The sequence below is a fragment of the Gardnerella sp. KA00390 genome (assembly GCF_049244075.1).
Lineage (GTDB): Bacteria > Actinomycetota > Actinomycetes > Actinomycetales > Bifidobacteriaceae > Bifidobacterium > Bifidobacterium vaginale.
Genome location: NZ_CP058372.1, coordinates 1,318,853 through 1,338,442 on the forward strand (window position 1 = coordinate 1,318,853; position 19,590 = coordinate 1,338,442).

The 19,590-nt window shown below is 43.6% G+C and carries 21 protein-coding genes; 6 read left to right on the forward strand and 15 right to left on the reverse strand.

What is annotated here, in order from left to right; translation table 11 throughout:
* Positions 1 to 1,010: 1,010 nt before the first annotated feature.
* The 11 genes from rplI to infC all read right to left on the reverse strand — a co-directional run bounded on the left by rplI (position 1,011) and on the right by infC (position 8,698).
* Positions 1,011 to 1,457 (reverse strand): 50S ribosomal protein L9, encoded by a 447-nt coding sequence (gene rplI, locus HXT53_RS05265; protein ID WP_004117309.1) that lies wholly within the window; start codon positions 1,455 to 1,457, stop codon positions 1,011 to 1,013.
* 16 nt (positions 1,458 to 1,473) lie between these two features.
* Positions 1,474 to 1,722, reverse strand: a complete 249-nt coding sequence (rpsR, locus tag HXT53_RS05270) for a 30S ribosomal protein S18 (protein WP_004105399.1) — start codon at positions 1,720 to 1,722, stop codon at positions 1,474 to 1,476.
* 205 nt (positions 1,723 to 1,927) lie between these two features.
* A complete protein-coding gene (gene ssb / locus HXT53_RS05275) occupies positions 1,928 to 2,569 on the reverse strand; it encodes a single-stranded DNA-binding protein (RefSeq protein WP_004112976.1) in 642 nt (213 codons plus the stop codon).
* A gap of 74 nt (positions 2,570 to 2,643) precedes the next feature.
* Entirely contained in the window at positions 2,644 to 2,940 is a 297-nt protein-coding gene (rpsF, locus tag HXT53_RS05280; RefSeq protein ID WP_004112977.1) for a 30S ribosomal protein S6, read from the reverse strand.
* 172 nt (positions 2,941 to 3,112) lie between these two features.
* Positions 3,113 to 4,129, reverse strand: coding sequence for a ribose-phosphate diphosphokinase (locus HXT53_RS05285; protein ID WP_004112979.1), 1,017 nt, complete (start codon positions 4,127 to 4,129; stop codon positions 3,113 to 3,115).
* Positions 4,130 to 4,196: 67 nt separating this feature from the next.
* Positions 4,197 to 5,219 carry a ribokinase gene (locus HXT53_RS05290; protein ID WP_032841012.1) on the reverse strand — a complete coding sequence of 341 codons (1,023 nt, stop codon included), beginning with the start codon at positions 5,217 to 5,219 and terminating at the stop codon, positions 4,197 to 4,199.
* Positions 5,220 to 5,300: 81 nt separating this feature from the next.
* Positions 5,301 to 6,665, reverse strand: coding sequence for a PFL family protein (locus HXT53_RS05295; protein ID WP_421780108.1), 1,365 nt, complete (start codon positions 6,663 to 6,665; stop codon positions 5,301 to 5,303).
* Between the two features lie 19 nt (positions 6,666 to 6,684).
* Complete coding sequence (locus HXT53_RS05300) at positions 6,685 to 6,978, reverse strand: ACT domain-containing protein (protein ID WP_004112985.1); 294 nt, start codon at positions 6,976 to 6,978, stop codon at positions 6,685 to 6,687.
* Between the two features lie 370 nt (positions 6,979 to 7,348).
* The gene (gene rplT, locus HXT53_RS05305; protein WP_004114536.1) at positions 7,349 to 7,732 is read right to left on the reverse strand and encodes a 50S ribosomal protein L20; all 384 of its coding nucleotides are present in this window, start codon (positions 7,730 to 7,732) and stop codon (positions 7,349 to 7,351) included.
* Between the two features lie 56 nt (positions 7,733 to 7,788).
* The gene (gene rpmI / locus HXT53_RS05310; protein WP_004112988.1) at positions 7,789 to 7,983 is read right to left on the reverse strand and encodes a 50S ribosomal protein L35; all 195 of its coding nucleotides are present in this window, start codon (positions 7,981 to 7,983) and stop codon (positions 7,789 to 7,791) included.
* Complete coding sequence (gene infC, locus HXT53_RS05315; RefSeq protein WP_013399724.1) at positions 7,964 to 8,698, reverse strand: translation initiation factor IF-3; 735 nt, start codon at positions 8,696 to 8,698, stop codon at positions 7,964 to 7,966. The genes rpmI and infC overlap by 20 nt, the downstream gene beginning before the upstream one ends.
* A 310-nt stretch (positions 8,699 to 9,008) precedes the next feature.
* On the opposite strand from infC, the gene HXT53_RS05320 reads away from it, so the two are divergent.
* The 5 genes from HXT53_RS05320 to HXT53_RS05340 all read left to right on the forward strand — a co-directional run bounded on the left by HXT53_RS05320 (position 9,009) and on the right by HXT53_RS05340 (position 12,772).
* Positions 9,009 to 9,746, forward strand: a complete 738-nt coding sequence (locus tag HXT53_RS05320; protein WP_116439970.1) for a thiamine diphosphokinase — start codon at positions 9,009 to 9,011, stop codon at positions 9,744 to 9,746.
* A 175-nt stretch (positions 9,747 to 9,921) separates the two neighbouring features.
* On the forward strand, positions 9,922 to 10,977 hold the full coding sequence (gene gap, locus HXT53_RS05325) for a type I glyceraldehyde-3-phosphate dehydrogenase (RefSeq protein ID WP_004112995.1): 1,056 nt from the start codon (positions 9,922 to 9,924) through the stop codon (positions 10,975 to 10,977).
* A gap of 110 nt (positions 10,978 to 11,087) precedes the next feature.
* Positions 11,088 to 11,588 (forward strand): Cys-tRNA(Pro) deacylase, encoded by a 501-nt coding sequence (gene ybaK, locus HXT53_RS05330; protein WP_004112997.1) that lies wholly within the window; start codon positions 11,088 to 11,090, stop codon positions 11,586 to 11,588.
* A gap of 47 nt (positions 11,589 to 11,635) precedes the next feature.
* Positions 11,636 to 12,595 carry an aldose 1-epimerase family protein gene (locus HXT53_RS05335; protein WP_020759597.1) on the forward strand — a complete coding sequence of 320 codons (960 nt, stop codon included), beginning with the start codon at positions 11,636 to 11,638 and terminating at the stop codon, positions 12,593 to 12,595.
* A 102-nt stretch (positions 12,596 to 12,697) separates the two neighbouring features.
* The gene (locus HXT53_RS05340) at positions 12,698 to 12,772 is read left to right on the forward strand and encodes a 50S ribosomal protein bL37 (protein WP_369803150.1); all 75 of its coding nucleotides are present in this window, start codon (positions 12,698 to 12,700) and stop codon (positions 12,770 to 12,772) included.
* Positions 12,773 to 13,108: 336 nt separating this feature from the next.
* Here the strand turns inward: HXT53_RS05340 and HXT53_RS05345 are convergent, their stop codons facing one another.
* The 3 genes from HXT53_RS05345 to HXT53_RS05355 all read right to left on the reverse strand — a co-directional run bounded on the left by HXT53_RS05345 (position 13,109) and on the right by HXT53_RS05355 (position 16,377).
* The gene (locus HXT53_RS05345; RefSeq protein ID WP_254596746.1) at positions 13,109 to 13,897 is read right to left on the reverse strand and encodes a zeta toxin family protein; all 789 of its coding nucleotides are present in this window, start codon (positions 13,895 to 13,897) and stop codon (positions 13,109 to 13,111) included.
* A 38-nt stretch (positions 13,898 to 13,935) separates the two neighbouring features.
* Complete coding sequence (locus HXT53_RS05350) at positions 13,936 to 14,409, reverse strand: helix-turn-helix transcriptional regulator (RefSeq protein ID WP_020759600.1); 474 nt, start codon at positions 14,407 to 14,409, stop codon at positions 13,936 to 13,938.
* Between the two features lie 537 nt (positions 14,410 to 14,946).
* The gene (locus HXT53_RS05355) at positions 14,947 to 16,377 is read right to left on the reverse strand and encodes a hypothetical protein (RefSeq protein WP_004113005.1); all 1,431 of its coding nucleotides are present in this window, start codon (positions 16,375 to 16,377) and stop codon (positions 14,947 to 14,949) included.
* 860 nt (positions 16,378 to 17,237) lie between these two features.
* On the opposite strand from HXT53_RS05355, the gene galE reads away from it, so the two are divergent.
* Positions 17,238 to 18,248, forward strand: a complete 1,011-nt coding sequence (galE, locus tag HXT53_RS05360; protein ID WP_032841175.1) for a UDP-glucose 4-epimerase GalE — start codon at positions 17,238 to 17,240, stop codon at positions 18,246 to 18,248.
* 224 nt (positions 18,249 to 18,472) lie between these two features.
* On the opposite strand, the gene HXT53_RS05365 is transcribed toward galE, so the two are convergent.
* On the reverse strand, positions 18,473 to 19,585 hold the full coding sequence (locus tag HXT53_RS05365) for an ROK family transcriptional regulator (protein ID WP_016828784.1): 1,113 nt from the start codon (positions 19,583 to 19,585) through the stop codon (positions 18,473 to 18,475).
* Positions 19,586 to 19,590 lie beyond the last annotated feature (5 nt).

Here is a 19,590-nt window from a genome sequence, read left to right on the forward strand (position 1 = left end):
CGTTTTTTCACAACTTTTCATTAACCAATCTAAACATTTGTTATGATACAAATCACATTTTAGACTCTCTGCAGTGGGTTTTTTACTTTTATCCCGCGTTTGTTCCCATATTTGGTATTTCGATAAACAAACGCGGGAATACCCCTCGCGAACGTAGAAACACCCAGCCCTCGCGCAACAACAAACAAGGAATATCGCTCGCGCGGATTAGCCGCGCTCACGTCTTCGCCGCATGTAAAGTCCACTGGACTTTACGTTTGAGCGGCTCAGCGCTCCGAATTGCCTTTTCGCGCTACGCTCTAAGCGAAAAGGCAGGTCGTCGCGCAAGCAAGGTAGAGATTCGAGATTTTTCGCAGCGGATGAAGCGAACCTCAGCATGAAATGGTGATTCGCTGAAGTAGCAAGAAAAATCGAGAATCTCGGTGATTAAGTGGTACGCAATTGTTCAAGAATGTAAGAGGGCTGGGTGATTCTTGGTCGAACAATATAAGAGCGGCAGCCGATACCAAATAATCCAAATGATCAACCACTACAAACAAACTTCAACCCAAAAACAAAATCAAAACCAAATCGGAACAACCGCAACTCTAGACTACACGTAATAGGCGGAGCGTTGTAAGACAAGAAGCACCCAGCCCTCGCGCAACGATAAACAAGGAATATCGCTCGCGTTATATTTGCATCACGAGCGAGACAAATCTAACGAAATTAAGCCAAAAAACGTTACAAATATCTCATCAATGATGCAAATATAACGAATTTGGGTCAAAAAACGTTACAAATGCCTCACGAGCGAGACATATGTAACAAATCTTGGGAAAAGCACAAAGCGCCCATGCACGTCGATTCGCAATAAAAAAGCTCTGTGTGAGTCACAGCAAGTAAAACTCGCCACAACTCACACAGAGCCAATGCTTAAGATCAATCCAAATGGATTGCCTCCCAACGCAAATACAACGCAAATCCTACAAAACTCGCAACACTCGCGTGGGAAGCTGGAACACGTTTAACTACTCAGCTACAACCTTAACAGTAAAGGAAGCGCTGATTTCTGGGTGAAGAGCCACAGTTGCTGGGAATTCGCCAGTGGTCTTGATTGCAGCAACGCTAATAGCGCGTGCTTCAACGGCGGCCTTTGGTGCCAAAGCAGCAGCAATCTTATCGGCGGAAATACCACCGAAGAGCTTGCCAGACTCGCTCACCTTAGCGGCGATTTCTACAACAGCGCCTTCGATTGCGGCCTTAGCTGCAACAGCCTCTTCGCGAGTGGCAACAGCCTTAGCCAAGCGAGCGCGGCGCATTGCTTCAATCTGGGAAGCAGCACCCTTATTCCATGCAAAAGCTAAGCCTTGTGGAATCAAGTAGTTACGTGCGTAACCAGCCTTAACAGTAATAACGTCACCAGAGTGACCCAAGTTTGCAACGGTCTTGGTGAGAATAACCTTGGTTTCTGCCATGTTCTTATCCTCTCAATCAGCGACCAGTGGTGGCGTATGGGAGCAAAGCCATTTCGCGAGCGTTCTTAACTGCCTTCGCGATCTTGCGCTGTTCCTGTACGGTTACACCAGTAATACGACGGGAACGAATCTTGCCGCGGTCCGAAACGAACTTACGCAACAAAGCAACGTCCTTGTAATCAATTTCAGTAATCTTGGCAGCCTTCAAAGGATTTGGCTTCTTTTTGAAAGGCTTGACCGGTGGTTGCGGCCTCTTACGTGACATAGGATGTCCTCTCTCAAATGCGTTATAAACATTTATTTTTGTTTACACGCTAAACTGATGTTTTTAAGTTTATAAAAGTCAATTTTTAGTTAGATTTTAAATCAAATTCTAAATTATGTTTTAGATTAGACTAACAAGCGCCCAACAAGATAGTCGCAAGCAACCGCGGATTAACCGCCATTATCTCGCCTAGTAAGCTAGTAAACTAGAACTCTGGCTCTTCGTCTGATCCACCAAAATCGGAGCTAGCTCCAAACGTTGCAAATCCGCCATTTGATGGAGCAGAAGCACTCCACGGGTCTTCAACGTTTACGCCCTGATTAGCGCCATTTTGCGCATTCATTCCAGCACCAGCAGCCGCACTATTCGCATAATTCGCGCCGCCAGCATAACCGCCAGTGTATCCACCAGCATTCATACCAGCTCCAGCACCAGCGCCCTGATTGAATCCATTATTGTTCCCAGCAAAACCGCCTTTAGAGCTCAAACGATTAACTTGAGCAGTAGCAAATCGCAGGGATGGCCCAATTTCGTCAATCATCAAATCGATGCTGTATCGCTTTTCGTTGCTGTTTTTATCAACGTAGTTGTTTGCACGCAATCTGCCCTGAACAATAACACGCATTCCCTTTGTAAGCGTTTGCGCGCAATGCTCAGCTAAGTCTCCCCATGCAACACATCTAAGCGATAATGGTGTGCCATTAATGTAGCTATTTGTTCTTCTGTCAAAAGTCGAAGAATTAGACACAATTGTGAAAGAAGTTCTAACACTGCCGTTAGAACTGGTGGCAGTTTCTGGCTCTTTAGCCAAATTTCCAATCACCGTTATAACAGTTTCTCCAGCCATTGCAGCCTCATTCCCTACTTTAAGACTTTTCTTACTTTGAGATTTTAGAACAAAAATCCAACTTTATTTTGACTTTACTTTGCGTCCTTGCGAAGAATCTTCGTGCGGACTACAGATTCGTTAAGATTCAAAACACGGTCAAGCTCGTCGCTAAGAGCTGGCTCAGCAGTGTAATTCACTACAACGTAGTTGCCTTCAGTCTTGCCGTCAATCTCATAGGCAAGCTTACGACGACCCCAGTAGTCGGTACCGTCAACGGAACCGCCCTCTTTGGTGACAAGCTCAAGATACTGCTCGGTCAACTTCTTAAGACCGCGCTCATCAAGCTCTGGATCGGCAATGAACATCAGTTCATACTTATGTGCAGACATCACCCACCTCCTTCGGACTATTCGGCTGTGGAATTTCCACAGCAGGAGTGTGTTTGCAAATCGTTCGCAAATTAAGTTATTACGCAATATTTTTTGCAAATTTAATTTTACGAACAACCTGTTAAGTCTACATCATGCTGGCGACTCGCCACCGCGCAGCCAATCAACAACACTAATGAGCGTAAATATTTCTGTGTTTCATGTCTTCTGGAAGTGCGTTTCTAAGCGAAACAAGCGAGCCAGACCTGAACACAGACCTAATTCCAGCAGCAAGAAGAGGTGCAATCGAAAGAACCGTCATATTCTCTAAGCGCTTTTCTTCTGGAACAGGAACAGTGTCTGTCAAAATGATTTCGCGAGCTCCGCAACCTTTAAGTCGCTCTACGGCAGGTCCTGAAAGAAGCGCATGAGTTGCCACCAAAGTAACAGACTTCGCACCTGCTCCTCTAAGCGTGCGAACAGCTTCGCAAATCGTGCCGGCCGTGTCAATCATATCGTCTACAACAATGCAATCTCTGTCTTGAATATCGCCAATAATTCCGTGCGCTTCCGCGTGATTTGGCCTTGTTGTATCTCGAGTTTTGTGAATAAACGCTAACGGCAATCCACCAAGCTTTGCGGCCCACTGCTCCGAAACCTTGATTCGTCCAGCGTCTGGAGAAACAATCGTAGTGTTTTCTAGGCTCATAGTGTTACGAACGTAATCAATCAACACTGGCATTGCTGTTAAGTGGTCTACAGGTCCGTCGAAGAATCCCTGCTCTTGAGCCGCGTGCATGTCAACGGTAAGAATCCTTTTAGCTCCAGCGGAACGGAATAAGTCAAACATAAGTCGCGCCGTAATTGGCTCGCGACCTTGATGCTTTTTGTCTTGACGCGAATACCCAAAGAAAGGTGCTACAACGTTTATGCTTCTAGCGGATGCTCGCCTTAAAGAGTCAACCATAAGTAGCTGTTCCATAATCCAATTGTTGATTGGATCGGTGTGCGCTTGCAAAACAAAAACGTCTGCACCTCGAACTGGCTGCGTAAAGCGCACATACATTTCTCCGTTTGCAAAATCGTAGGCAGTTGTTTCTAGAACGTCTATTCCAAGGTATTTGGCAGTTTCTTCCGCAAGTTGCGGATACGCTCTACCCGTTACCAGCATCATTTGCTTTTTTGGAGTGCCTTCAAGAATTGTTGACATATCTGCCTTCCCATTTGCAAAATCGGTAAAAACGCATACTAACCTAGTCTATCAGCATACAGCGCCACTACTCAAACGCACGAACCACCTGTTGCGCGCTGCCGTAAGACGATTGCGCTCCAAATCCTGTTGCTGCGTACGCAGAAACATATGTTGCCACTTGCGCACTTTGAGCTAGACTAAATCCAGCTGCAAGTCCTGCCAAAACGGTTCCCATAAATGCGTCACCGCATCCCGTGGTGTCTACTGCAGAAACTTTTTGCGGGCATATGCGAACAGCCTTTTTACCATCTTCCGCATTGTAATCTAAAACAACAGAGCCTTCTGCACCAAGAGTCACAACTGCCTCGTCGAAACCATACTCGTGCATAATGCGCGCCGCATCAAACCAGTCAAAATCATCCCAATTGCCATCTTCTGGCTCGTGAATTTTAAGTAATTGCGCCATTTCATGCTCGTTTACAAGCAGTATGCTTGCGTTTTCAATCAACTCGCGTGGCAGCTCGCTTACAAAAGGCGAATTATTAAGTAAAACTTTTACGCCAGCTGTGCGCGCAATTTTTGCAGCCTCCGTTACAGTTTCCATTGGGCTTTCAAGGCACAATCCTAAAACGCTTGCACTGCTAATAGCCTTCTTAACATCTTCTTGACTAATATATTCCACACTTACTTTTGCATTAGAACCTGGAGCATAGACGATTGTGTTTTCGCCAGCTTTTGCATCTACTGTTATTACTGTTGCGCCACTTTTTATGCCTTCTACACGTAAAATTTTAGACGTGTCTACACCTGCAGATTCTAGCGTGTTAAGAAGGAATTCTGCGTTTTCGTCGCTGCCTACAGCACCAAACATTTGCACATTCGCGCCGATTTTTGCTGCAGAAACGGCTTGATTACCAGATTTTCCTCCTGGTAGGACTCGCAAATCACTTCCGTTTACAGTTTCTCCAGGATTTGGAAGACGGTCGGCAACTATTGTGTAATCTGCGTTCATGGAACCTACTACAGCAACACGATTTTGACTTTCTCCTATTTTTTTAAGCGCGTTAGCAAGATTTTCGTTGCTTAACGGAGTAGTTTTTTCTATCATAGAAACCCTTTCATAAATATTCATAAATATTCACAGATATTCACACAATTTTAGACGTCGTCACTTTTAGACGACATCGCCCTAATTTTTAAAGCTATGCACAGGCGCTGGAATTCGCCCACCGCGCGAAACGAATTCCTCGCAGCTTTCGGTGTTTACTGGCATAATCGGAGCATACCCCATTAAACCGCCAAAATTGGCCATTCGCCCAACGCTTTTCCCTTCCACAGGGATTATGCGCACAGCAGTTGTTTTTTGATTTATCATGCCTATTGCTGCCTCATCCGCTATCATTCCAGATATTGTTGCAGCTGTTGTGCTTCCAGGAATTGCAATCATGTCTAAGCCTACAGAACATACACACGTCATTGCTTCTAGCTTTTCTATTCTAAGGCAGCCTGACTTTGCCGCAGCAATCATGTTTGCGTCTTCCGAAACAGGTATAAACGCGCCAGAAAGCCCACCAACGTAGCTGCTAGCCATTATTCCGCCTTTTTTAACTTGATCATTAAGCATTGCAAGAGCGGCTGTTGTGCCAGGAGCGCCAACAGTAGAAAGTCCGATTTTTTCTAAGACTTCGCCTACGGAGTCTCCCACGGCTGGTGTTGGCGCAAGCGACAAGTCGATTATGCCAAACGGCACCCCTAGCCTTCTAGATGCCTCTTGCGCAACCAACTGGCCTACTCGCGTAATCTTAAAAGCCGTGCGCTTAATCGTTTCGCACAAGAACGCAAAATCCTTCCCGCGCGCCTCGTCTAGCGCGCGCGAAACCACGCCTGGTCCAGATACGCCAACGTTTATCACAGCGTCTCCTTCTGTTACGCCGTGGAATCCACCTGCCATAAACGGATTATCGTCTGGAGCGTTGCAGAATGCTACGAACTTCACGCATCCGTAGGAGTCTCGGTCTGCAGTTGCCTGTGCGATTTGTTTGATTACTCGCCCAAGTAACTCCACGCAATCCATGTCAATTCCAGTGCGTGTGGAACCTACGTTTGCGCTTGAGCACACAATATCTGTCTCACTCAAGGCTTTTGGCAATGATTCTATAAGCATGCGGTCGGCTGTTGTCATAGATTTTGCAGGCAGCGCTGAGTATCCGCCGATTAAATCCACTCCAACTTTTTTTGCTGCTTTGTCTAGCGCGTGCGCAATTTGCACAAAATCGTCTGGGCTTTTGCACGCAGAAGCTCCAACTAGGCTTATTGGTGTTACGGTTATGCGCTTGTTCACAATAGGAATTCCGTAGTCGCGTTCAATCGCGCAGCCCGTGCTGACTAAGTCTTTTGCAATGCGCGTAATTTTGTTGTACACGTTTTCGCACACTTTTTGCACGCTTGCGTCTGCACAGTCTAGCAGGTTTATTCCCATTGTTATGGTTCTAACGTCGAGTTTTTCTTGCTCGATCATTGAGTTTGTTTCGCTCACTTCCATAATGTTTAGCATGGGTTTCTCCTACTAATACCTAGATTCTGTGCATGTTTGTAAAAATTTCCGCGCGCTGGCAGTGTATGCGAACGCCGATTTCTTCGCCTAGTTTTGCTAGTTCTTCCGCTAATTCGCCAAATTCTACGCTTATTTCATTTACGTCTACAATCATCATCATGTTAAAAAAGCCATTGACGATTGTTTGAGATATGTCTAGGATATTCGCTTTGCGGCTTGCTAAATGTGATGTTACTTTGGCTATGATTCCTACGGCATCTTTGCCTACTACGGTGATTACGGCTTTGTTTTCATCATGATTAGTGGTGTTCATAATCACTCCTATTGGCGATTTTTCTCTTTTATTGGTCTTATTATTTTTTTTTATTTTTTATTTTTATTAGGCGCAAAACCCTTACCGACCGACGGTTGCTGGCGACTCATCAGCACGTCACCTGATCTGTTTCGATCTAGTAAAGCGCTGGTTTTTGCTCAATGCTTATACTATTGCCCGTTATGTATAAAACGCAACATACATAATACATATGCAAAATACTTATACAAAAACCCGCCACAATGGGCGGGTTTAATATAAAAACCTAGCTAAACTATCTATTTAGCTTAATCTATTCAGTCTAATCTATTTAGCCTGACTAATCAGCTTAGCTAGAATAGTCAGACCGAACAGGCTAAATCAAACTAAATCAGGCTTCTACTGGAGCATTCACATCAGCTGGCAAAGCAGCCTTAGCAGCTTCAACGATTGCCTTGAAGGTTTCAACGTCGCTAACAGCGAGCTCAGCCAAAGCGCGGCGATCCAATTCGATGCCAGCCAAACGCAAGCCCTGAATGAAGCGGTTGTAGGTGATTCCTTCTGCGCGAACTGCAGCGTTAATACGCTGAATCCACAACTTGCGGAAGTCGCCCTTGCGAGCCTTGCGGTCGCGGAAGTTGTAAGTAAATGAGTGAAGCAGCTGTTCCTTTGCCTTACGATAAAGACGGGAACGCTGACCGCGATAACCCGAAGCCCTATCAAGAACAACGCGACGCTTCTTGTGAGCATTAACTGCGCGCTTTACTCGTGCCATAAGTATTCCTCAGCTTTCTTAAAAAATCTTTAATTGCGTCTTCGCTTTACTGCAACTTACTTAGCCAGCAAGCCCTTCAAATTCTTGCTCTGTGCTGTAGCCAAAACTTTATCTGCAGACAAAGCACGACGCTTGCGAGCAGACTTATGCTCCAAGTTGTGGCGCATTGCGCTACCATCGTGCATTACCTTACCAGTGCCGGTAAGGCGAACGCGCTTGGACGCTGCGGAATTAGTTTTCATCTTCGGCATTGCTGCCCTCCTTATGATTCTGATCAGATTCTACAGAAGCTTGTGCTGCGACTGCTGCCGCATCCTGAGTTCCTTGCTTTGCTGCAAGACGCGCTGCCTGGCGAGCCTGACGTTCTGCGCGCGATTCAGCGCCTCTACGACGCTGCTCAGACTGAGTATGAATCTTCTTGCCCTTAGGAGCGAGAGTCATTATTATGTTACGACCCTCCTGCTTAGGGGCAAACTCAATAGTTCCACTTTCGGAAACCTCATCTGCAAGCCTACGCAATAACTCAACTCCGCCGATAGGACGCGATTGCTCGCGACCACGCAGCATAATGGTGACTTTAACCTTATCGCCGCCATTTAGGAATCGAAGAACATGACCCTTCTTAACATCGAAATCATGATCATCAATCTTGAGTCGGAAACGAATTTCCTTAATCTCAGCTGTGCTTTGATTACGACGCGCTTCACGAGCCTTAATCTTCTCGTTGTACTTGTACTTACCGTAGTCAATAAGCTTGGCTACAGGAGGCTTAGCAGTAGGTGCCACCTCGACGAGATCGAGGTTCGCTTCCTTTGCCAGGTTCAACGCTACCGAGGTCGCGATGACCCCCACTTGCTCGCCTTTCGGACCGATAAGGCGTACCTGGGAGACGCGAATCTCTTCGTTAATGCGTGGTTCGTCGCTAATGATGACTCCAATCCTTGTTAAAACAGTGGAACAGCACACCAAAAGGCAAAGATAAATTCAAGTTCACACATCAATCAAAATAAGCACGCAACCTAAATTCATAGCCGTGCGGCTTTGTAGCAATAAATAAATGCCACGTGACCGAAGTCATGAACCCGAAACCACTTTGGGCTTCCAGGTGGGATATACCACTTTCTTGATTACTCAAGCCAAACGTCTATTCTACTTGGAGCCTTGACAATAATCAAGCATGCTCAAAAATACTGAACAAGTCGCATTAAATATCAACAAATCTCAGCAAAACACGCAAAATAAACGCAATTCCACGCGCGCGATATTATATGTGACTATGGAGCCTTTAAAGCGCTGCGTTGTTTTAGCAGCTGGAGATTATTACGACCATACGCGCGAACATGTTCCTGATCGCGCTTTGACTATTGCGGCAGATGGTGGCTGGGATCATGCGTGCAGACTCGGCTTGCATGTTGATGCTCTAATTGGTGACTTTGATTCTGTGCGCTTAAAGCTTCCAACAGATGCTGCCATTACACGACTTCCCGCCGAAAAAGATGATCCAGATTTGCTTTCTGCTCTTAAAGTTGGCTGGACTAAAGGTTCTAGAGAATTCCATATTTTTGGCGGCTTAGGCGGTCGCGTCGATCACACGATTTCCAATATTCAGCTTATGGTTCGACTTGCCGTTAGAGGCGGAATTGGATTCTTGTATGGAGACGGCACGATTGTTACAGCAATTCACAACGGTTCTCTTGACTTTCCTGCATCTAATGGTCACGAAGGCCGCATGGTTTCTGTGTTCTCACACACGCCCGTTTCTAGCGATGTAAACGAGATTGGTCTTAAATATCAACTTCAGCACGCAACTATGTATGGTGATGCCGTTCAAGGCTTAAGCAACGAGTTACTAAACGACACTCCTGCACATATTGACGTTCATGAAGGCACTCTTGTAATCACATTCCCTATAGATGCTCCACTGCCGCAAGTCAGCTGGTTTAAGCGGCCAGTTGGCGATTTGGGAGATATAAACACTAGCATTTCAAGCGCTCTAGCTGTGCCATCAAAATAGCGTAAATAATCGCAAATTTGCGGTGTAGAGAGCAAAAATGCCTCGTAATGCGTCGTACATACCGCACATTAAAATGAACATGTTAGTTTAAATAACGAAGACCAAAACGTATTGTTAAAAATCGCGAAAAATCGCTAGAACTATGCGTTAAGGTTTCACTCAAGGGAGATCCCATATGACAGTCAAGATTGGTATTAACGGCTTTGGACGTATCGGCCGTTTGGCATTCCGTCGTATTTTTGAGCTTCAGGCTCGTGGCGGTCAAGCTGGCGATATCGAAGTCGCAGCCATCAACGATCTGACCACTCCTTCGATGCTTGCTTACTTGCTTAAGTACGACAGCACTCATGGCACTTTCCGCCACGACGACGGCACCCCAGTTGAGGTTACCTCCACAGAAGACGCAATCGTCGTAGATGGTAAGACTTACAAGGTTTACGCTGAAAAAGACGCAAACAATATTCCATGGGTTAAGAACGATGGCGTTGAGTTCGTGCTCGAGTGCACTGGTTTCTACACTTCTGCAGAAAAGTCCCAGGCTCACTTGAACGCTGGAGCTAAGAAGGTTCTTATCTCCGCTCCTGCTAAAGACGAAACCACCCCAACCGTTGTGTTTGGTGTGAACCAAGACATTTTGAAGCCAACCGACAACATTGTGTCCGCTGGCTCTTGCACAACTAACTCCATGGCTGCAATGGTTAAGCTTTTGCAGGATAACTGGGGTATTAAGTCTGGCTTCATGACCACCATTCACGCTTACACTGGCACCCAGATGATTCTCGACGGCCCACGCGGCTCCAAGCCACGCAACAACCGTTCTGCAGCTTGCAACACCATCGAGCACTCCACTGGTGCTGCTAAGGCAATCGGCAAGGTTGTTCCAGAGGTTAACGGAAAGCTTCAGGGTCATGCTCAGCGTATTCAGGTTCCAGATGGATCTGTTACCGAGTTGACCACTGTTCTCGAGAAGCCAGCAACCACCGAAGAAATCAACGAAGCCTTTAAGAAGGCATTCGAAAACTGCGAATACTTCGGTTACAATGCCGATAGCATTGTGTCTTCCGATATTATTGGCGACACCCACGGTGGCGTTTTCGATCCAACTCAGACCGATGTTAACACTGTTGACGGCGTAACTTTGGCTCGTACCGTTACCTTCTACGATAACGAGTACGGCTTTACTGCTAACATGATTCGCACCTTGCTTTACTTCGCTGAGATTGCTGAGTAAAGTTAGCGAAACACGGTAAAGCTAATAAAGCTTAAATAAAAGCTATAAACCCCTTGCGGTGACTCATCGCAGGGGGTTTTCGCAAAACATTTTGCACACGGGGGGTAAAAATGAGCAAAAAACATGCTACGACAGGTAAAGCAACGCCAGCAATCGCACAGTTAGAAAACGCTGGAATTACGTTCCGCGTTGTTGACTATGAGCACGATGCAGACCACATGGATGATGGATATGGCATGGAAGCAGCGCAAAAATTAGGCGTAAATGCTGAACAAGTGTGCAAAACACTTATGGTAGACACTGGCGAAAAGCGCGTAGTTGGGATTGTGCCAGTAAACGGTAGATTGAGTATGAAGGCGATTGCTAGCGCAGTAAATGCCAAAAAAGCCAGTATGACAAGCCCAGATGTAGCCCAACGCGAAAGCGGCTACGTGGTTGGCGGAATCAGCCCATTTGGTCAGCGTACTCATCACGAAACCGTTCTGGATGCTAGTGTTATGCACTTTGATGAGATTCTTGTTTCTGGAGGCAAACGCGGTCTTGATGTTGTTCTAAATCCAAACGATTTAGTTAGCTTGCTTAACGCAACCGTAGCAGATATATTGGCTTAAGTAATACAATTCGTATTATTAAAAACGTTTTCACATAGGGGTGATTTATGAAATCGTATTCGCTACCACCGCGAACAGGCAACCAATACACGATTTGCCACAAAGATTACAAGGCTACAATAACACAACTTGGGGCTGCACTACGCAATTTTACTTGGAGAAATAGTGATATTGTTGTGCCATTTGAGGCTGACGAGTTACCGCCTTGCTTCAATGGACAAATACTGATTCCTTTCCCAAATCGTGTAGATAAAGCGTCTTACAAGTTCCAAAACGCGTCTTATACTCTGCCTATCGATGAGCGAGATAGAGACACAGCTTTGCACGGCTACGGATACCGCTCATACTGGCAAACTTTAAGCGTTACACAATCAAGTGTGAGTCTTTTATGGCGATCACCAAATATGGAAGGATATCCTTTTGACATTGTTACCATAGCCACTTGGGAGCTTGACGATTATGGGATTCATTTAACGTTAAATACAACCAATCATGGCAATGATGATGCTCCATGGGCTGCTGCAATGCACCCTTGGCTGTGCAACGGATTACAAGGGCATGGAGATGAGATTGATCAACTAAATTCTAAGTGCAAGCTTAAGCTTCCTGCAAAAACGCATGTGCGCGCAAATGAACGTTTAATACCAGTTGGTACAGAAAGCGTAGACGGAACGCGATTTGATTTACGCGATAATCCATTTTTAGTTAATCAGCCATTTGATGATGCTTGGACTGATTTAATTAGGGATGACGATGAGTGGACTACTGCGATTTTTACGCGAGCTGACGACTTACAAATAGCGGTAAAAGGCGACAAAAGCGTAACATCATTCCAAGTGTGCACTGCGACTGGTTTTCCTGCAGACAAGCATCCTTGCGGAGTTGCAGTGGAACCACAGACGGCGTATGCGAATGCATTTAACACAGGAACAGACTTGACTGTGATAGCACCACAGGAAACTGTTGTTAACCAATTTAGGATTTCACCTCTGATTGAGAATATGTGATAGCTGCAGATATGTGACATCTTACGAAAGACAAAAGCTTGAACGTCTTGGCAATGTGCGATAATCCCTAAGGTTGTTCATTTTAATCGTTAGGAGTTTATTATGGGTATGCGTGGACGTAAGCGCAAGGCACGCCGCAAAAAGGCAGCAAATCACGGCAAAAGACCAAATGCTTAAGTCAGTGGTTTATTAACCTTTATTTTTGGTGATTTTAAACTATCTTAAAAAAAAAAGAACGAGCATATTCACTTTTATTGTGAATGTGCTCGTTCTTTATATTAACTACGACAAGTCTTTCTTGATATTTCAACGAAAACTCGATTTGTTGACACACCTTTTGCCGCTTATCTGAATTTTTTACCCCACAACTCTTCACTCTGCCTATCTCTTACCCCGCATTTGTTTATCAAAACGCCAAATATGGGAACAAATGCGGGATAAAAAAAAAAACAAAATACTACAAAATAACCCACTCGCGCAAATCAACCACACTAATGCGAGCTTCTGCAAATTCTACAAACTTTTATCTATCAACTTGTCTAGTTCATTCAACCTATTCTTAGCGTGGCAAATCAACTTTTTCTCATCAATAGTTTTCTTGCCAAAGAGCACTTCCTTAAGAACACTAGCTGCTGTAATATTTGGACTATTTTTATACGAATCAGAATCATATATACATTTTTCGTCTCGCTTGTAAATCTGAATCCTGCCAAATATTTTCGATTTTTCTAATTTCAACAAGTTATCTACTATATTATTCACAATATTGTCGTGATGATCCTTAGGAGTTGCCCTAGCACTTTTAGGATCTTCCAAATACATTTCCCTGTAGCGAATCAGCGTACTGATCCATGACAATTCAGGTTTTGTTGCAATGACAGCAAGAGAAACACGGTAACCACGATCTATCAACATTTTCGCAGTACTACTAGGAACTTCAACACTGCGCAAAGTACCTTCAATTATGAGATTATATTTTTTAGAACTTAACTCATCAATTAAGCTTCTCACCATTTTTGCTGAAAAAGCACTCGTATATTTAACACTTTCTTTACCGTATTTATCAAGCAACTCGCAATAATAAGGGTGTTGAGTCCTATAGCTATCAGCATCAAGGATTATTATGTTACCGTTAAATTCTTTTTGTTTTATTACATGAATGGTCGTTTTGCCAGCACCACTTTGACCACCGAGTAAAACCGCCTTAGGATGCAAATCTGCATGCTTATACATTTGTAAAGAACGTAAATTTCTTAACAAACAGTGAGTAAAATACTCTTCGCTAAAATCTTCTATAACCATAGCAAAATCACACTTACCCATATTTTTCTATACGATTGTTAACTATTTTTATTGCAACTTACGTATTCAAGCAAGCGTTCTATGCCATCTAAATATCCGATATAACGATTTATATCTTCAAAATTTGTAGATGTATAAATCTTTGTATTAATTACATCTGATAAATCATCACTAATTGCAATCCATGCATTAGAAGAATCATCAAATTGTATATTCATACTATCCTCGTATTTATATAAACGAGCCAGTAAAAGTGCGCCACGCTCCTTTAAAACTTCAATCTTCATATTAAAATCGTATTTATCAGATGCAGATAATTCTTTTTCATGTACGATATCAAAAAGAGAAACCTTGAATTTATCACAAATCTTATCTATTAACCTAGTTGAAATAGCACTTGTACCATTTTCGTATCGCACAATGCTATTACGAGATACTCCTAATGCTTCAGCTAACTCTTGTTGAGTTATTTTTTTTGAGCGACGTAGTGCTCGAATATTCACAGAAACCATATATACGCCCTTTTATAAAAAATCTGCAATAACAATTAATTCAAAATTAAGATTTAAGATTTATTTGTGATATAAGCATATAACAAAAAACATTGAAGCACCAATTTTGGTGCAAAATCTTTACAAAATTTTTAAACTCTCACAACACATACAAAAATATTAAATTGCTCAATAATTGAAAATAAAAAGGGTCATAAGCCAAAATAAAAGATTTAAAGAAAACAAAAAGGCTCGGAGAGTTGACGCCCCTAGTAGCATCTATCTCCAAGCCCTTAATAATCACAGCACTATTACTGTCCCTAGCAAAAACAGCACTGCTAATTACCCTCAACAGTCAACTCACAAAACCAGCATCACCAGAATCCACTGCGAAAAAAGGAAATTAAGCAAAACAGTAAAAACCAGTAATGCAATCCTGCAAGAAAACTTGCGACAGAAATCAAAGAAAACTACCACAGTTGAGAGCAAAATCATAGAAGTGAGCGCACTGAAAAATACGCAGCACGCTCACCGATAACACTTAACGTGCTTTTTAACTTAGTGACGCATCTTGCGAACAGCAGCACCCATACCAGCAAGCATAGAAGCAGCCAAAGCAGTCAAAGCAACACCAACACCAGCATTACCAAGCTTCTCGCCAGCCTTACCACCATGACCATTACCACCCTTGGTGCCCATACCAGCAAGCTCACCCTTAGCAGCAGCAGCGGCACCAGCCTTACCAGCGGCTGGAGCAGCAGTCTGAGCCTTAGCCTCAACCTTCTTAGCCTCAGCCTTAGCAGCAGCAGAAGCAGCAGGGAAATCAGTAGAAACTGGGTTCAAAGTGTTAGGATCAGCAAAGCCCTTAACAGCAGAAGCCTCAACCTCAACAGCCTTATTATAAGCAGCACGATAATTCACAAGAGCAGTATTATAAGCAGTAGCAGCAAGCAAAGCCTTACCACTCTTCTCTCCGAAATTCTTCTCAGCATCAGCATACTCATGAGTCCTATAAGCATTAGCCTTAGACTGAGCAGCCTTCAAATCAATAACAGCAGCCTTGTAAGCATCAGTATCAGTCTTACCAGCCACGCGAAGAGCCTCTTCACGATCAGCAGCAGACTTCACCTGAGCATCCAAAGCAGCCATCTGAGTCTTAGCAGCCTCAAAATCAGCCTTAGCCTTAACAAACTTCTCCTGAGCATCCTTATTAGTAGCATCAGCCTCAGCAAGCACAACCTGAGTACGCATCAACTCAGCAGAAGCAGCAGACTTAGATGGATCAGCAGTCTGAACAGGTTTAGTCTGATCTGGCTTAGTCTGATCTGGCTTAGTCTGATCTGGCTTGGTCTCACCAGGCTTAGTCTGATCTGGCTTAGTCTCACCGCCTGGATTCACACCACGCAACGCGTTCAAATAACGCTGATTGGCTTCAACCTGAGCCTTAGCAGCAGCAACAGCCTCAGTCTGAGCTGTAACCTTAGCATCAGCAGCATCAAGAGCAGTCTTCAAATCTTCAGCTTTCTTCTCAAGAGTCTTGCCTTCAGCATCTGTATCCTTAAGCTTCGCTTCAGCTTCAGTATTAGCCTTATCTAAACTCTTGTATTCTTCAGACTGCTTATATTCTGCAGTAGCTTTAGTCTTATCGAAATCCTTATCGTTAACATGCTTTCCAAGATAAGCAGTCAAGCCATCTTCCACTGCCTTCTTAGCAGCTTCTGCAGCCTTCTTAGCAGCATCAAACTTGGTTTTAGCATTCTCATAAGCCGTCTTAGCTGCAGCTTGGGCGCTTTGAAGCTTGACCAAACTTATCTCTGCAGTTCTCACAGCACGCTGGCTTTCACGAAGAGTCTTGTTAGCCTCATGAATTTGTACAGCATCAGCAAGAGCATCACCTTTAGCACCAGCGAATGCTGGGGTTGCCATTGCGAAGCCGGCAAGCAAAGTAGCGCCAGCAGCGAAAGCGGCGATAGCCTTCTTATTCATCATTTTAATTTCCTTTCTTCTTCTCCTCCACGTAAAACACGCGAAGAGAAATTTTAAACATCCAACAACATTCCGAAATATTGTGGATAACCACCATCTAGAGCATCTAGCTAGCAGCTGTTATTAACATACCCCCCCCCGTTTAAAAAAGTCAAGAGGCAGCCACACAAAACAAACAGAAAAAAATAATGTTACACACAAACTAATCCACAATAAAAACTATTTTCACCATAATATTTGCGGATTAACACTAATAAAACCGTAAAAACACATTGTTTCAAGGTTTTTAAAGAATTTTCCCAGACTTTTCTCAGGAAACTACTCGAGCAAGAACACTAACACTATAAAACCATTGAAAAATCAACATTCCACACACACCACACACGCAACACGCTGACACCACACCAACACCACACCAGCGTCACACCAGCGTCACACCAACGTCAAACGAAATGCCATGCTGCAAGGCAATCACACCCAACTAGATTCCCGCGTTTGTTCCCTTTTTTAGCAAAATAGAAACAAACACGGGCGCGATACCTGCCTTCGCGCTCAAAGCGTAGCGCGCGAATGCACTTCGATTCCCGCATTGCTTCTAAAAATTTGCTGTAAAAGTACAAATTCTCGAGCAAGTGTTGTATACTAAAATCACAAAAGATAACATATATGAGCAAAAATGAACACAGAACTGATGGAAAATGTGCATATCACAATCTGTATGTTTTTCAATCTTTCTATTTCAGCTTTTGCTTTATATGATGATTTTTTGCCTTAAAAAAATATATAGCGACCTTATACAACCAAGTTCGTATAACAAATCTTATGCAATACTTTTGCGTAAAACATGCAAGAAAGGCTTCAAAATGACAGTCCTTGTAACAGGTGGATGCGGGTACATTGGCGCACACGTTGTTCACGCACTACATCAAGCCAAGCAAAACGTCGTCGTAGTGGATGACCTTAGCTATGGCAAACCAACTCGCATCGAAGGCGCGCGACTTTATGGAATGGATATATCTTCTCCAGACGCTGGTGCGCGACTTGCACAAATCATGAAGGATGAAAATGTTGACTCCGTTATTCACTTTGCAGCGCGCAAACAGGTTGGGGAATCTGTAGAAAAGCCGCTTTGGTACTATCAGCAGAATATAAACGGCATGCTTAATGTTTTAGAAGCTATGCGACAAAGTGGAGCAAAAAAACTCGTGTTCTCGTCTAGTGCTGCAACATACGGCGAGCCTCCTGTAGAGGTTGTTCCAGAAGACGTTGTGCCAATGCTTCCAATTAACCCATATGGTCAAACAAAGCTCTTCGGCGAATGGATGGCACGGGCATGTGAAAAACCATACGGCATTCGCTTCTGCGCCCTACGCTACTTTAACGTTGCAGGCTGCGGACCTGTTGAGCTAGAAGATCCAGCTATACTGAACCTTATTCCTATGCTTCTTGAACGTTTACAGAAAGGCAAAGCGCCTGCAATTTTTGGCAGCGACTACCCTACTCCAGACGGCACTTGCATTCGCGACTACATTCATGTTTCCGATCTTGCAGACGCACACATTGCTGCACTATCATACTTGGATTGCGACGAGCGCAAGTACGATGCGTTTAACGTTGGTACTGGAAAGGGCACATCAGTGCGCCAGATTGTTGAAGAGATTCGCAAAGTTACGAAATTGCCATTTAAAGAGGCAATTCTAGATCGTAGAGCTGGCGACCCACCTCAGCTAATTGGCAGCCCGAAGCGAATCAACGAAGAAATGGGATGGCATGCAAAATACAACGTGCAAGACATAGTTGAATCTGCATGGAAAGCTTGGCAAGCGAATCCAGAACATCATATTGACGTTGATACTTGGAAGCAGCAAGACTAAAACAAGATACATAAAAATAAAGACGCATAAACAAAGACACATAAACAAAATAGCTCCTTCGTAAAACGCAACATATGAATCTAAATCACAACATATGTTTATAAACGAAGGAGCTATTTACATTATTATTTATAATTATTTAAATTTGCATTATTGCCAACCAGCCAACAATTAACACAAAACCACTAAGCACACAAACACACTAATGCATACATCAACACGCATCAACAAAGTTCGCTTCGCATAACAGCTACACTTTCTCCAAGCAATGACGCATCTTGTTTTAATGCTGGGAATCGCACTCTTACAGCCCCAAATAGCTTGCTATCAATCCTGCTGTTAATCGCAAACTGCATATTAGCAATAAAAGTATCGTTAATAATACTGCTATCACCATTTACTACCACATCTTCAATACCATTCATAGCTATAGGAATGGCTAATATCTTACCCAAAGAAGTTCCAGCCTGAGTAATAATCCTATCTTTTTCCGATGGAGCATCCGCAATACGCTGTTGCAAACGCGGAATCGATATAAGTGTTTCCAAACATCCTCGTTTACCACAACGACATAAAAGACCATCTTCATCAACAACAACATGTCCAATTTCGCCTGCAGTAAATTTTCCGCCGTCAACAATCTTATTAGAAATCAGTGTTCCTGCACCAACACCACGAGCGATTTGTATGTATATTAAATTACTCGATCCATTAGCAAGTTGTTTTTCTCCCAAGGCTGCAGCATTAGCATTATTATCAACACGAACCGGAACATTAAATATTTTTCGCAAATCATCCGCCAGTGTAACATTTTTCCAACCTAGATGAGGTGCTGATAGAATTTTCCCTTCATCGTCAATAACTCCAGGAGATGAGATACCAATTCCCAATAGTGGTGCCGTAGTCTTTTTACGCAAATCAACGATTAAAGACACAATATCATCTACAGAAAGCTTGTCATCTAAACGAATCGGAGTTTGAATACGCTCTATAACATTTCCAACAAGATTTGTTATAGCTCCAACAATCGTATTCTCTCCAGCAATGTCAACAACTATTATTTGCCTAGAATTCTCGCATAAATGCAATAAAACTGCAGGCTTACCAGGGCACGTTGCAGACTTTGTTTTGCCTTCTTTTACAAGACCGTCGGAAATCAAGGATTCTACCACTGCGGATGCAGACGATTTAGATATACCAGTTAATTTTGCCACATCAGATCTCGAAAGAATATAATTTGAGTAAAGAAGATTTAAAACATTACAACGATTCTTCTTACGAATATCTTCTGGCGTAAATGAGATCAATCTATTACGCGAATCATCAGAGTCTTTCATTCTTT

Coding starts and splice junctions, on each gene's coding strand:
- rplI (WP_004117309.1), bottom strand. CDS start 1,457: ATGGCAGAAACCAAGGTTATTCTCACCAAGACCGTTGCAAACTTGGGT.
- rpsR (WP_004105399.1), bottom strand. CDS start 1,722: ATGTCACGTAAGAGGCCGCAACCACCGGTCAAGCCTTTCAAAAAGAAG.
- ssb (WP_004112976.1), bottom strand. CDS start 2,569: ATGGCTGGAGAAACTGTTATAACGGTGATTGGAAATTTGGCTAAAGAG.
- rpsF (WP_004112977.1), bottom strand. CDS start 2,940: ATGTCTGCACATAAGTATGAACTGATGTTCATTGCCGATCCAGAGCTT.
- HXT53_RS05285 (WP_004112979.1), bottom strand. CDS start 4,129: ATGTCAACAATTCTTGAAGGCACTCCAAAAAAGCAAATGATGCTGGTA.
- HXT53_RS05290 (WP_032841012.1), bottom strand. CDS start 5,219: ATGATAGAAAAAACTACTCCGTTAAGCAACGAAAATCTTGCTAACGCG.
- HXT53_RS05295 (WP_421780108.1), bottom strand. CDS start 6,665: ATGCTAAACATTATGGAAGTGAGCGAAACAAACTCAATGATCGAGCAA.
- HXT53_RS05300 (WP_004112985.1), bottom strand. CDS start 6,978: ATGAACACCACTAATCATGATGAAAACAAAGCCGTAATCACCGTAGTA.
- rplT (WP_004114536.1), bottom strand. CDS start 7,732: ATGGCACGAGTAAAGCGCGCAGTTAATGCTCACAAGAAGCGTCGCGTT.
- rpmI (WP_004112988.1), bottom strand. CDS start 7,983: ATGCCGAAGATGAAAACTAATTCCGCAGCGTCCAAGCGCGTTCGCCTT.
- HXT53_RS05320 (WP_116439970.1), top strand. CDS start 9,009: ATGGAGCCTTTAAAGCGCTGCGTTGTTTTAGCAGCTGGAGATTATTAC.
- gap (WP_004112995.1), top strand. CDS start 9,922: ATGACAGTCAAGATTGGTATTAACGGCTTTGGACGTATCGGCCGTTTG.
- ybaK (WP_004112997.1), top strand. CDS start 11,088: ATGAGCAAAAAACATGCTACGACAGGTAAAGCAACGCCAGCAATCGCA.
- HXT53_RS05335 (WP_020759597.1), top strand. CDS start 11,636: ATGAAATCGTATTCGCTACCACCGCGAACAGGCAACCAATACACGATT.
- HXT53_RS05345 (WP_254596746.1), bottom strand. CDS start 13,897: ATGGTTATAGAAGATTTTAGCGAAGAGTATTTTACTCACTGTTTGTTA.
- HXT53_RS05350 (WP_020759600.1), bottom strand. CDS start 14,409: ATGGTTTCTGTGAATATTCGAGCACTACGTCGCTCAAAAAAAATAACT.
- HXT53_RS05355 (WP_004113005.1), bottom strand. CDS start 16,377: ATGATGAATAAGAAGGCTATCGCCGCTTTCGCTGCTGGCGCTACTTTG.
- galE (WP_032841175.1), top strand. CDS start 17,238: ATGACAGTCCTTGTAACAGGTGGATGCGGGTACATTGGCGCACACGTT.
- HXT53_RS05365 (WP_016828784.1), bottom strand. CDS start 19,585: ATGAAAGACTCTGATGATTCGCGTAATAGATTGATCTCATTTACGCCA.